9 protein-coding genes are annotated in these 13230 nt (G+C 35.8%); 3 read left to right on the forward strand and 6 right to left on the reverse strand.

The genetic code is table 11. The features are described 5' to 3' along the window. Nucleotides 1–80: 80 nt before the first annotated feature. From GQ593_RS05315 to mfd, 4 genes are all read right to left on the reverse strand, one after another. Nucleotides 81–1628, reverse strand: coding sequence for a DUF945 family protein (locus tag GQ593_RS05315; protein ID WP_160431120.1), 1548 nt, complete (start codon nt 1626–1628; stop codon nt 81–83). 184 nt (nt 1629–1812) lie between these two features. Next, nucleotides 1813–3096, reverse strand: coding sequence for a YdgA family protein (locus GQ593_RS05320; RefSeq protein WP_160431121.1), 1284 nt, complete (start codon nt 3094–3096; stop codon nt 1813–1815). Nucleotides 3097–3410: 314 nt separating this feature from the next. Then, the gene (locus GQ593_RS05325) at nt 3411–4928 is read right to left on the reverse strand and encodes a YdgA family protein (RefSeq protein WP_160431122.1); all 1518 of its coding nucleotides are present in this window, start codon (nt 4926–4928) and stop codon (nt 3411–3413) included. Nucleotides 4929–4964: 36 nt separating this feature from the next. Then, nucleotides 4965–8423 carry a transcription-repair coupling factor gene (gene mfd / locus GQ593_RS05330; protein ID WP_160431123.1) on the reverse strand — a complete coding sequence of 1153 codons (3459 nt, stop codon included), beginning with the start codon at nt 8421–8423 and terminating at the stop codon, nt 4965–4967. A gap of 149 nt (nt 8424–8572) precedes the next feature. On the opposite strand from mfd, the gene lolC reads away from it, so the two are divergent. Genes lolC through lolE form a run of 3 tightly spaced genes read left to right on the forward strand, consistent with a single transcriptional unit; the run spans nt 8573 to nt 11733 of the window. Beyond that, nucleotides 8573–9784 (forward strand): lipoprotein-releasing ABC transporter permease subunit LolC, encoded by a 1212-nt coding sequence (gene lolC / locus GQ593_RS05335; RefSeq protein WP_160431124.1) that lies wholly within the window; start codon nt 8573–8575, stop codon nt 9782–9784. After that, a complete protein-coding gene (gene lolD / locus GQ593_RS05340) occupies nt 9777–10493 on the forward strand; it encodes a lipoprotein-releasing ABC transporter ATP-binding protein LolD (RefSeq protein ID WP_160431125.1) in 717 nt (238 codons plus the stop codon). Before lolC ends, lolD begins: the two co-directional genes overlap by 8 nt. A 1-nt stretch (nt 10494) precedes the next feature. Continuing rightward, on the forward strand, nt 10495–11733 hold the full coding sequence (gene lolE / locus GQ593_RS05345) for a lipoprotein-releasing ABC transporter permease subunit LolE (protein WP_202115376.1): 1239 nt from the start codon (nt 10495–10497) through the stop codon (nt 11731–11733). A gap of 58 nt (nt 11734–11791) precedes the next feature. Here the strand turns inward: lolE and GQ593_RS05350 are convergent, their stop codons facing one another. Together GQ593_RS05350 and GQ593_RS05355 are read right to left on the reverse strand one after the other, a co-directional pair. Then, the gene (locus GQ593_RS05350; protein WP_160431126.1) at nt 11792–12517 is read right to left on the reverse strand and encodes a rhomboid family intramembrane serine protease; all 726 of its coding nucleotides are present in this window, start codon (nt 12515–12517) and stop codon (nt 11792–11794) included. A gap of 44 nt (nt 12518–12561) precedes the next feature. After that, nucleotides 12562–13056 carry a GNAT family N-acetyltransferase gene (locus tag GQ593_RS05355; protein WP_160431127.1) on the reverse strand — a complete coding sequence of 165 codons (495 nt, stop codon included), beginning with the start codon at nt 13054–13056 and terminating at the stop codon, nt 12562–12564. Nucleotides 13057–13230: the final 174 nt, after the last annotated feature.

The raw sequence follows: 13230 nt of genomic DNA on the forward strand, positions 1-13230 counted from the left end.
CGAGTTATGGTTGTTTTTTGCAGAATTATTATAACTCACATCATGCCGTCTAAAAAATAATCACGAAAGATCAACACGCCCTAATTATCTTCAAAAACTTTTTGTAAAAAATCCTGCTGTGGTAACATTTGTCCATTTAACATCGCTTCTTGTTTATCTTTGGAATAATCCACCTCAGAATAGATCCCCTCAATGTTATTTTTTTCAAAGGTAAATAGTGGGATTTTGCTAAATTCATCTTTTACCATAGATTTTATTGATAAATATTCGTTTTCAATTTGTTCAGTTGTTAGTGTTTCTTCATTTTGGGTTTCGAGTTGTGCTGAGCAATAAGCCAATACGTAAAATGGTACATCGACGTTTAGTTTAAGGCTATCAATATTGTCAATGTTGATTATAAAACGTTCCAGTTTTGATCGTAATCCTGATAGGGCTACAAAAGCATTGGCATTAACTTCACCTATGGTGTTTTTAAAATGGAATTTATTTAGTGAAATTTGGGAATTTAACGATGTTTGTTCGTCATTAAAGTCGGTATTATCATAATTATTTGATAGCATTGAGGCAGGGATATTTTGGTAACTAAGATCTAAACTAACACTGCCTAAATTTGGCAAACCGAGTAATACCGATTTTGCATTGGCTTTTAATAAACCATCAACGGTATTGTTTATTGGGTTGAAGGTGTTTTCTAGATCGACCGTTAGGTTATTAATGATGAACTTTTTATCATCTGAAACGGGATCAGAATAGGCGTTTTCAAGTGTGATTTTGTCTATTTCGGTGTGAATATTAGGGATTGTAGTGCCAGTTTTATGAAGGATATCTCCTTGATATTTTATATTATCAAACATAATGTGCGTTTTGATATAGCTATCTCTAGCTACTAATGCAATCTTATCGGCATTGATATTGTAATTTATTTCTGTTTTGTCTAAATTAGGATAGGCTGATAAATTAAATTTCTGTAAGGTGATTTGTGGTTTTGAGAAGTTTTTATAAATGAATTTATCTATATCCACTTGAGCATATAAATCGGAAAGATCCTTATTGACTTCAATATTAATATTACCATCGGACACCTCTAAGGAGCCATTAATAAATTTCAAAATCTCAGAATTATTATTGGAATCTGAATCAACAAGATTGAGCGCTTTGTTATCTAATTTTATGGTGAGATTTTCTTGGTAGCTCATACCGAGCTTGGCTGTAATAAATGGTTGATTACCAGCTAGTTGCCAAAGTTCTGGCGATAGTGCTTCGCTCATTGCATATTCTATCCATGCCATCTGTGGGGTAAATCTCCCTTCTGAAAGGGCAATGATTGGGAATGGGCCATGGTGAATGGTGATATCGTCATTAAAAAGTGTTTTTGTGTCTTCAATAAGCCAACTGAAACTCTTTGGAATTACTTTTACAGTAAGGTGTAGGTTGGTTGAAAAGATAGATTGTTGATAATCGCTATATTCAATTACAATGCTAAATTCGTCTTGGTCGTTGTCAATTTTTTGTGTAATTTGTTCTATTTTATTGTCAATGTTGTTTTTGATTACGTTCCCTGTATACCAAGATGAGCTAACGTATCCCAATATTGCAATAATGCCTATAGCGATTACACTTTTCTTCATTGTTTCTTCTCTTTATTTATTGAGTTTTATTTTAGTAATTTTAATTGATTTGCAGTTTATAGGCGATAATTTTTTGATTATTTTAGTTTATTTTATTTGAGGGTAAAAGTTAGTTTGGGGGTAGCTGAATAAAATTCGCCAGTATAACTGGCGAAATAGGTCAGCAGGGATGTAAATTGGTAGACTATAAGTGATCAAAGAATTCTTCTTTTGTTATTGTTTTGCCATTTACGCTAACTTCGTTACTATCTTTGGTTAGGCTAACATCAGAATAGATACCTTGAGTTTTATCATTGCTTAAAGTTAAGAATTTAGCGTTACCGACTAAAAATGCCGACATAAATTGTAGATTTTGTTTTGCTTTAGCAACTTGTTCTGGTGTTACCTCGCTAGAGTTAGAGTTTTCAATTTGCGCTGACAAATGAGCTAACACATCAAATGGTGCTTCAAGCTTTAATTTAAGGGAATTGATTTTTTCATAATCAGCTTTATCAATGGTTGAGCTATCAACATCAGAAATATCAAACTTTAGGTTAGCATTAAGATCGCCGGCAGCATTATGCCAATTGAATTTATTCAACGAAAATTGGATATTGTGTTTTTTGCTAGTATCGTCAGAGTCAGGATAATCCATTCCCAATTGATTACTAAACAGTTGTTTATCAAGACCTTTAAAGTCAAAATCTAATGAACCATTACCCAGATTTTGTTGGCCAAAAATAATTGAATCAACACGACTAAAAAACGAACCATCAACGGTGTTGGTGGCGTTATTTAAGACATTTTTTTGGTCCATAACAAATTTATTAATAACAATCGAAACAGAATCTGAGCTGAATAATATAGGATAGGTTAATGAAATTTTATCGATTTCAACTTTAGTTGAAATGTCAGAGCCTGAGGTATAGCTACTAATGGTGTAATTACCTTTTCCAAGTTCAAATGTACCATCAATGACTGGGATTTCGTTTTGAGTGGCTTTAATCGCTTTGCTTGCTAATTTAACGGTGATATATTGACCATAACTCATACCTGCATGCCCAGTAATAAACGGCTGATTACCCGCTAGTTTCCAAAGTGTTGGATTGGCTTGCTCGGTCATTTCGTATTCTAACCAAGCCATCTGTGGGGCAAAGGTTCCTTTGGCTAGGGCTGCAACAGGGAAGGGACCATGATGGATAGTGACATCATCATCAAATAGGGTTTCCGATTGAGCATCTTCTCCTGTAGTATTTTGCAGTGATGCTGTAACGGTTAAATGTAATTTTGTTGAAAAGATATGCTTTTCATAATTACTTTTTATAACCGACACCACAAAATCGTCTTGACTCTGGTTAAATTTGTTTGTGATTTGTGCCAATTGGTTGTCGATATGGTTTTCGATCATGTTACCGGTGTACCATGCAGTGCCTACGTAAGCAATCCCTAATGCAGCAACTATTCCTATAGCAAGTGTGGTTTTTTTCATCTTAGCTCTCTTACTTATTCATTATATTTTAAATTATCATTTTTGATGAGTTGCAAAATCAGCCAACAAATTTGTAATATATTCAATACGATCGATTTGTGGTAATTTTGATTTTTGTAATTCTAATCGATTTGAGCTTTCTAGGCGATAATTTTTTGACTTTTTGTAAAGCGCATTTAACACAAGTTTAAATTGATCCCTTACTGTATTATGGTCAATAAATTATCAACCGTTATGCTCGAGTTTAAAATAATCGCTAAGTTAACCAAAATAACCGAAACAATTTATAATTATATGAGTGTTACAAAAACAAATTATAAATTTTTAAAAAAATCTTTTTTATCTAGTAATTGCCCATTTACATTTACGTTTTGACTGCCTTTTGTGTACTGCACATCAGAGTAGAAACCTTCTGTTTGATCTTTATTAAAGGTAAAAAATGGCGATTGACTAAAAAGCTTTTTTGAATTGGTCTTTATTACAAAGTTTTCTTTTGCAATTTGTTCTGCTGTAACATGGCTAGCGTTAGGGTTTTCGATTTGTGCTGACAAACGAGCTAACACGTCAAATGGTGCTTCGAGCTTGAATTTAAATGTGTTGATTTTGTCGTAATTTTTTTCATTAATACTTGCGTTATTAATATCTGATATATTAAACAAAAAGTTAACATTGATATCGCCACCAGCATTGTGCCAATTGAATTTATTTAACGAAAATTCGATATTATGTTTGTCGTTCTCACTTATGTCAGAAGCATGTGTTTTAAATTGATAATTTAAAAATTGTTTATCAACCCCCTTGAAGTTAATATCAAGCGATCCATTGCCCAGATTTTGTTGACCATAAATAATCGAACCAATGCTACTGACAAGCGAACCATCAATCGTATTGTTGGTGTCATTTAAGACATTTTTTTGACTCACCACGATTTTATTAATAATCACCGATACCGATTCGATTTTAGGGGTGGATGATTTCATATTTAATGTAATTTTATCAATACTGCTTTGCTCATCAATATTTTGATTTTTGTAGTTAACCCGACCTTTGGATTTGAAATTGTTGACATCAAAATTCCCTTTTGAGATAAAGCTATCAAAACTGTATTTAATATTGCCAATATTAAATTCATAATCGATGTCTTCAGTGGTACTGAGTGGCTTTAATGACAGATTAAAGTCATCAAAGTTAAAATGATGGGTATCGTCAGAAAGAAAAACTAATTTATCCAAATTGATTTCAGCCTTAATGTCAGAACCATTGGTATAGCTACTAAAGGTATAACTGCCGTTACTGATATCTAAGATACAATCATGAATGGACGGGATTTCGTTCTGTGAGGCTTTAATCGCTTTGCTTGCAAGTTTAACGGTGATATATTCGCCATAACTCATACCTGTATGCCCACTAATAAATGGCCGATTGCCGGCTAGTTTCCAAAGCGTTGGATTAGCTTGTTGGCTCATTTCATATTCTAACCAAGCCATTTGTGGGGCAAAAGTCCCTTTGGCAAGCGCAGCAATAGGGAAAGGGCCATGATGGATAGTGACATCGTCATCAAATAAGATTTTTGAAGTAGCATCTTGGATAATAGATTCATTTGGTGACGCTGTCACAGTTAGATGTACTTTAGTTGAAAAGATACCCTTTTCATAACGACTTTTCGTAACGGAAAATGTGAAAAGGTCTTGAATCTGATTAACTTTGTTTGTGACTTGGGCTAATTGGTTGTCGATATGATCTTCAATCATGCTACCGGTGTACCATGATGTACCTACATAAGCCATACCCAATACAGCAATTATTCCTATAGCAAGTGTGTGTGTTTTCATTATGGTTCTCTTAATTATTCATGATATTTTAAATTATTATTCTTGATGTTCTGCAAAATCAATCAATAAATTTTTAATATATTCAATGCGATCGATGCGTTGTAATTTTGATTTTTGTAATTTCAATCTATTTGAACTTTCTAGGCGATAATTTTTTGGTTCTTTTTGAATTATTTCAATTAAATAATCGACTGATACCTTATTATTACTGCCGAATTCTATATAACCGCCTTTTTCGCCAAATTCGATTTTGGTAATACCTAATTGGCTTGCCTGATAACGGATTTTGGTGGTTTCTAATAAAAACAGCACCGCATCGGGTAATTGACCAAAGCGATCTCGCATTTCGACTTGAATATCAGTGAGTTCGGCAAGGTCGGTGATGCTTGCAATGCGTTTATATAGCGATAAGCGTGTATTGACATCGGGAATAAAGTCATCAGGGATTAATGTTGGTAATCTTAACTCTACTTCGGTTTGTTGGCTATTAAGTAATGATTCCAGTGTGGGTTCTTTGCCTTCTTTAAGTGATGTAACGGCCTCATCAAGCAGTTCAATATAAAGGTTAAAGCCAATAGTTTCAATTTGTCCACTTTGATCACTACCCAATAGTTCGCCTGCACCCCGAATTTCAAGATCGTGCGTAGCTAAGGCAAAACCTGCACCTAAATCTTCTAGGGATGCGATCGCATCTAAGCGCTTTTTAGCATCTTTAGTGAGCAATTTAGGGTGTGGCGTTAATAAATAAGCATAGGCTTGATGGTAAGAACGTCCAACTCGCCCCCTGAGTTGATGTAACTGAGCTAAACCGAATTTATCGGCACGATCAATAATAATAGTATTGGCGTTAGGAATGTCGATACCGGTTTCAACAATGGTAGTACAAACAAGTATGTTAAAGCGTTGATGATGAAAGTCATTCATCACACGTTCTAAATCGCGTTCATGCATTTGCCCATGTCCAATGGTAATGCGTGCTTCGGGCACCAATTCTGCCAGTTTTTCGCTGACTTTTTCGATATCAGAGATGTCATTGTGTAAATAATAAATCTGACCACCACGTAAAATTTCACGTAAAATGGCTTCTCTAATCACAAGCTCATCATATTCTCGAACAAAGGTTTTTACCGCCAGTCGCCGAGCAGGTGGCGTTGCGATAATTGAAAGATCTCGCATACCACTCATAGCCATGTTTAGCGTTCGTGGAATTGGAGTTGCTGTTAGCGTTAAAATATCGATATTTGCTCGCATTGCTTTAATGCGTTCTTTTTGACGAACGCCAAAGCGGTGTTCTTCATCAACAATTAGTAAGCCTAAATCTTTCCATTTAATATCTTCTTGTAGTAATTTATGCGTACCAATTACAATATCAATTTTGCCTTCGCCAAGAGCTTCTATAATGGCTTTTTGTTGTTTAGCTGTTTTGAAGCGAGACAGGCTTTCTATACGGATAGGCCAATTGGCGAAACGATCACAAAAGCTTTCGTAGTGCTGTTCAGCAAGCAGGGTTGTTGGCACTAAAACAGCTGTTTGTTTATGATTAATAACAGCTAAAAACGCAGCACGAATAGCAACTTCGGTTTTACCAAAACCCACATCACCGCAGACTAATCGGTCCATGGCATAAGACGAGCACATGTCGCCAATTACTGCACCAATCGCATTTTGTTGATCATCAGTTTCTTGATAAGGGAATCCTTGGCAAAATAGTTCATATTGCTCACGGTCTTGTTGAAATTGAAATCCGGGTTTGCTTTCACGTTCGGCATAGATATCGAGTAATTCAGCTGCGACATCACGCACTTTTTCGGCCGCTTTTTGCCGAGCCTTACTCCAAGCATCAGTGCCTAATTTATTCAGTGGGGCGTTTTCTTCATCGCCACCTGAGTAACGACTTATTAAGTTTAATGATGAAACCGGTACATAAAGTTTGGTCTCATTAGCATATAATAAAATGAGATATTCTGCGGTAATGCCGCCTGTTTCTAATGTAGTGAGCCCTGCATAGCGACCGACACCATGTTCTAAATGAACAACGGGTTTACCTGGAGTGAGTTCAGCTAAACTGCGAATAAGTGAATCAGTATTGATAGCTTGTTTACTTTCTTTTTTGCGACGAATAACGCGTCGACCTAGTAACTCATTTTCGGTTATAAACGCAAAATTATCTTGCTGATTAATAAAACCTTGCTCGCTAGCACCAACGATTAGATAAAATCGGCTATCAGCATTGTTGGGTTCATCAAGCTGATTGATGGTAGTTGGATGAATACGAATTCTGCCAAGAATTTCTTGTAAAGCTTCTTTGCGTCCTTCTGATTCCACCGAAAAGATGATTTTTCCTGAAAAATCATCAACAAATTTTTGAAATTGCAAATAAGGATCTTTTTGTTGGATCTCAATAGCAATGTTAGGCAATGTTGCATAAGGTAAATTAATGTTTTTACTTGATTCAGTTGTTGCCACATGCGATACAACCATCCTTGGATAGTTTTTAAAATTGGCAAAAATTTCGTCAGTTTTAGACCAAATAACACTTGGTGAAAGTAATGGTCGCATAGGATCGACTTTGCGACTTTCATAACGCTGAGTAATGTCTTGCCAATACTTATTAGCATATTGCTCAATATTAACAGTATTGATAATTAAGGTATTAGCTAAAAAATAAGAAAATAGTGGTGTTAACGGTTCGTTAAAAAACAGTGCTTGCCAATATTCAATGCCAGTTGGCAAAATATTTTTGCTAACTTGTTGATAGATGCTCTCTGCATCTAATCTTACTTCAAATTGTTCTCGCCATTGACTACGAAACAGTTCGATAGCCGTTTTATCAAAAGGAAATTCGTGCGCTGGTAGCAATTGTATTTCTGTGATTTCATCAAAGGTGCGCTGCGTTTCAACATCAAAGGTGCGAATGCTGTCGATCTCATCATCAAAAAAATCGATACGATAGGGTTTATCACTGCCCATAGGGTAAATATCAAACAAAGCACCACGAGTGGCATATTCGCCATGCTCCATCACTTGGCTCACTGAGCGATAGCCAGCATTTTCAAGTTGAAGACGTAAATGTTCACGACTAATTTGTAAGCTTTTTTTCATCATAAACACATGTCCACCCAAATAGCTTTGTGGGCAAACTTTTTGCATTAAGGTATTAATGGGTAAAATTAATGCCCCTTTGGTTAAATGTCCAAGATGATAAAGGCAAGACAGACGTTCTGATACGATATCTTGATGAGGTGAGAAGCTATCATAAGGCAATGTTTCCCAGTCAGGAAAGATAATAGAAGTAAATGGTGAAAATTGTTTAAGTTCTTCGTGAATACGCGAGGTTTGTTGCATATCATCGGTCACAATCACAACTAAACCTTCATGTGCGTCTATTGCTTGGGCACAAAATTGTGATAAGGATGAGCCAACAAGCTGCCCAATTTGTTTTACTTCACCTGACTTTTGGGGAATTATGTTTGAAATATTAACTGTTTTAGGCATGATGAATTCGTTGATATCGTTGAAAAATTATCACCAGATTATAACGTAAGTACGCGGTTGTTTTCTATAACTGTTTAATCCTGTATGATAAGCACCTTGCATTTAACTAGCAAAACTTTGTCAAAAAGTTTCAGGTAATATATACGTTTATGTCAAAACTATTTCGTCCATTAGTATTTTATATTGGTTTGCGTTATGTCTATGGCCAAAAAACGGATGGCTTTGGTCGCTTTGTATCATGGTTGTCGATGATTGGCATTATGTTGGGTTCTATTGGTCTAATTGTTGTGTTATCTGTGATGAATGGATTAGAAGACCAGATGCAAAACAGTATTCTAAGATTCTTTCCTCAGGCGCAAATCACTTCTATTAAAGGTAGACTTGATCCAAGTGCTAACCCTAGTTCATCATTTGAAAAGATTAAAGGCGTTAATCGTATCACGCCGTTAGTCACTAGCGATGTGGTATTGCAAAGTGAACAAAGTATTACTGTAAGTACGTTGATGGGGATTACACCAGAAGATAATGATCCTATCAATGATTATATCTATAGCGGATCGGTATTTGATCTACAAGCGGGGCAGTACAATGTCATTATTGGGCAAACATTAGCCAATCAATTAGGCGTAACCGTTGGCGACAAAATTCGCTTAATGGTGACAGATGCCAGTCAAATCACCCCAGTAGGTCGTATACCGTCGCAGCGTTTATTTAACATTGTAGGGTTGTTTTCTGTTAACCATGACATCAATCAAGCGCTTATTTATGTCAATCAATCTGACGCTAAAAATCTATTACGTTATCCAGCCAATATGATTAGCAGTTGGCGTCTGTTTCTAGACAAACCGCTTGATATTGCATCAGTAACGAATACTCAATTACCTGAAGGCTTAGTGTTTAACGATTGGCGAGTAAAACGTGGTGAATTATTTCAAGCCATTAAAATGGAAAAAAACGTCATGGGGTTACTCATTAGCCTAATTGTAATTGTAGCCGCTTTTAATATTATTACCTCGTTAAGCTTGCTGGTGATGGAAAAGCAAGGTGAAGTGGCTATTTTAAAAACCCAAGGGCTATCGCGATTTAAAATTATGTTAATTTTTATTATTCAAGGTGCAAGTTCGGGCGTAATCGGTACACTATTAGGTAGTGCTGTAGGATTGCTACTTGCTGTTAACTTAAATGAAATCATGCAACTGTTAGGTTTATCTTTAGCTGGTATTTTGCTACCGTCACTGGTTGAACCAACGCAAATTATTTTTATTATTATCGGATTGCTTATGTTATCGTTAATTTCAACTCTTTATCCTGCATATCGCGCCGCCAATATCCAACCTGCCGAGGCTTTACGTTATGAATAATACAGAAAAATTGCTTTCAGCTAAAAATCTTTATAAAACTTATAAAGAAGGCAAAATGGTGACCGAGGTATTAAAAAATGTCTCGTTTGATATTTATCAAAAATCCTTACTCGCCATTATTGGAAGTTCCGGTTCAGGTAAAAGTACCTTATTGCATTTACTCGGTGGACTTGATAAACCAACTTCAGGCGAAATTATCTTTAACTCTCATCAGTTAAGTCAATTATCCGAACAAGAAAAGGCACGTCTACGCAATCAAGAAATCGGTTTCGTTTATCAATTTCACCATTTATTGCCTGATTTTACGGCACTTGAAAATGTGGCCATGCCATTGTTAATTGGTGGTGTATCGACAAATGAAGCTAAAAAGCGGGCTATGGCAATGCTAGAGTCAGTCAACTTAGTCAAACGCGCTCATCATCGACCTTCTGAACTTTCGGGAGGGGAACGTCAGCGTGTAGCAATAGGGCGTGCATTAATTAATAACCCTGCTTTAGTGATGGCTGATGAGCCAACGGGTAACCTTGACAAATCAACTGCAGATTCTATTTTTGAACTGTTGATTAAATTAAACCGTGAACACGGTACTGCGTTTTTGGTTGTTACCCATGATCTTGAATTAGCCAATAAACTTGATAAACAATGGGTAATGAGAGACGGGCAACTTTCTGATAGCGCATTATCAGATAATCAATTAACGGATAATTAATATGAATTTATCTTTAATTACTGCTCTCAAATTTCGAAAAGGACGTCGCAAAAGTGGTATGGTGTCGTTAATTTCGATTATTTCAACACTCAGTATTGCTATTGGTATTGCTGCATTAATTATTGGCTTAAGTGCTATGAATGGCTTTGAGCGGGAGCTACATAATCGAGTTTTATCGGTCGTACCACATGGTCAATTATATCCAGAATATGGTAATTTAGATAATTGGCGTCATGTGCAACAAGAGCTTACGAACAGTAACAATATTGTATCGGCAGTACCCTTTGTAAGTTTTACTGGGCTTATTGAAAATGGTAGTAAACTCGGCGCTGTTGAAGTGCAAGGGATTGATCCTGAAAAAGAAAAGCAAATCAGTGCACTGCCTAATTATGTGCTTAATAATAAATGGCAAGATTTTAAACCTGATCGCCAACGCATCATTATTGGTGCGGGAATCGCCAAAAGCTTGTCGGTGAGCGAAGGGGGATGGGTTTCTTTATTAATTCCGGCTTCGAGCACTCCAAACCAGCTTAAGCCACCGAAAAGGGTTCGTTTGCAGGTGGTAGGTATATTAGAGTTAAGCGGTAGTTTAAGCAATAATGTCGCTTTACTGCCCTTAACCGATGCGCAAAAGTTACTTAATATAGGTGACAATGTCACAGGTATCATGATTAATGTAAATAATGTTTACCAAGCTAATCAGATTATTGGACAAGCTTCGTTAAATCTAGAAGAAAACCTATCATTTACTAGTTGGGAAAACTCATTTGGCTTTATGTATCGTGATATTCAAATGATCAGGCAAATCATGTATCTGGCCATGATTGTGGTTATTGGCGTGGCTTGTTTTAATATTGTGTCAACTTTAGTGATTGCCGTAAAAGATAAACAGCGCGATATTGCTATATTAAAAACGCTAGGTGCAACCAACCAACTAATTAAACATATTTTTATTTGGTATGGGGTGATTTCAGGATTGATTGGTAGCTTAATCGGGGTAATTTTAGGCGTGGTATTATCCTGGCAACTGTCGAATATTATGGGAGTTGTTGAGTCATTAATGGGGCATAAAATCTTAAATAGTAATATCTATTTTATCGATTTTTTACCCTCGGAAATTCATCTATTTGATGTGTTGGTCGTGTTTATAACTTCCATGTTACTTAGCTTAATTGCCAGCTATTATCCAGCTAAACGTGCTTGTAAAATCGATCCAGCTCGAATCTTAAATAGTTTCTAGGATTGAGTTGCATAAAAAAGGCGCAGTTTGATTGTTTATCATCAGTGCCTTTTTGTTTTTAATTGTAAATATAATAATCACTGGGTAAGGCATAGTGCATATAGACTATATATACCCCTAATGCCGTAACAATAAATAGTAAACTCATAATAAGTAAAGTTATTGGATATTTGAACGTTTTAAGGCATAAAGAAATCAGCCCACCAAGCACAAAACCCGTGCATGCCCCCCCGATATGAGCCATATTATCGATCGAAGGTAATAAGCCTAATCCTGCTGTCAAAATTAAACTGATCAGCATCGCTTTGACTGGCATTTCTTGTATATTAGCCTTAAACACTAAGCAATAAGCTAGTAAGGCGGTAATAATACCTAAAATAGCACCCGAAGCACCACAGCTGATTACATTTTGATTAATGGTAGCTATATCACTTGATAAGCTTCCCACTAGACCTGAAAAAAGATAAATACCCAAAAAAGCCATGCGGGGGATGCGCTGTTCTAAAATTGGTCCAATGCTCCATAATGCCAGCATATTCATAGCTAAATGGGTAAAACCGACATGCATAAATAAATTGGTAAACATACGCCAATATTGGCCAGAAAAGGTCAATGCTGCAACATCGGCACCCCAATCAATCAGAAAGTGATTTTCGTAAAGTGTCGAAAAACCGCGACTATCAAGTAACCGGAAGAGAAAAAAGCAAAGGACATTTATCATCACTAAAGTCGAGGTGATTTTAGATTGATTAGCGTAATATTTGATATCATTTAAGGTACTCATTAAAAATCCTTTTGAATAGTTGAATTTTATTGATAGTAGGTGAGTTAATCTAACCGTTTACCCCATATCATTAAATCACGCTGAACATTATCCAATTCAGCAATTTTTGGAAGAAGCCCCCATTGTTGATACTGCATTTTTTTAAATAAATTAACACTAGGTAAATTATGTCGAAACACATAGCTAAAAATTGCCTCAATTCCTACTTGTTTAGCAAATTGTTCAATTTTATCCACCATAAATTGACCAATTTTTTTACCCCGAAAATCTTGATGAAGATATAAGCTAATCTCAACCGTTTTATAAAAAGCAGGGCGACCATAAAAAGAAGACAAGCTAATCCAACCACAAGGCTGATCTTGATATTTTATTAACCAAAGGGGACGATTTTGAGGGTTATGTTGGTAAAACCATTCTAATCGACTTTCAACAGAAACAGGCTCCGTATCAGCAGTCACTTGGCGACTAGTAATTGTTGAATTATAAACATCGACAATAAAGGGTAAATCTTCTAATTTAGCATCGTGGTAAGTGATCATGTTTTTTGCTTTAAGTGGTTTAAAGAGAAATTATTGTAATTTTATTATTGATTGTAGGCAATAAGGGATATTTTTAATTAGGCATTGATATTGCGGTCAGTTTGCCAGCAGATAGAATTACTCGTTATCTGAATCAGCTAACTGAATATTATGGTTATCCGTTAAAAATACGGG

The sequence above is a fragment of the Gilliamella sp. Pas-s25 genome (genome assembly GCF_009795885.1).
GTDB lineage: Bacteria > Pseudomonadota > Gammaproteobacteria > Enterobacterales > Orbaceae > Gilliamella.

Coding starts and splice junctions, on each gene's coding strand:
- GQ593_RS05315 (WP_160431120.1), bottom strand. CDS start 1,628: ATGAAGAAAAGTGTAATCGCTATAGGCATTATTGCAATATTGGGATAC.
- GQ593_RS05320 (WP_160431121.1), bottom strand. CDS start 3,096: ATGAAAAAAACCACACTTGCTATAGGAATAGTTGCTGCATTAGGGATT.
- GQ593_RS05325 (WP_160431122.1), bottom strand. CDS start 4,928: ATGAAAACACACACACTTGCTATAGGAATAATTGCTGTATTGGGTATG.
- mfd (WP_160431123.1), bottom strand. CDS start 8,423: ATGCCTAAAACAGTTAATATTTCAAACATAATTCCCCAAAAGTCAGGT.
- lolC (WP_160431124.1), top strand. CDS start 8,573: ATGTCAAAACTATTTCGTCCATTAGTATTTTATATTGGTTTGCGTTAT.
- lolD (WP_160431125.1), top strand. CDS start 9,777: ATGAATAATACAGAAAAATTGCTTTCAGCTAAAAATCTTTATAAAACT.
- lolE (WP_202115376.1), top strand. CDS start 10,495: ATGAATTTATCTTTAATTACTGCTCTCAAATTTCGAAAAGGACGTCGC.
- GQ593_RS05350 (WP_160431126.1), bottom strand. CDS start 12,517: ATGAGTACCTTAAATGATATCAAATATTACGCTAATCAATCTAAAATC.
- GQ593_RS05355 (WP_160431127.1), bottom strand. CDS start 13,056: ATGATCACTTACCACGATGCTAAATTAGAAGATTTACCCTTTATTGTC.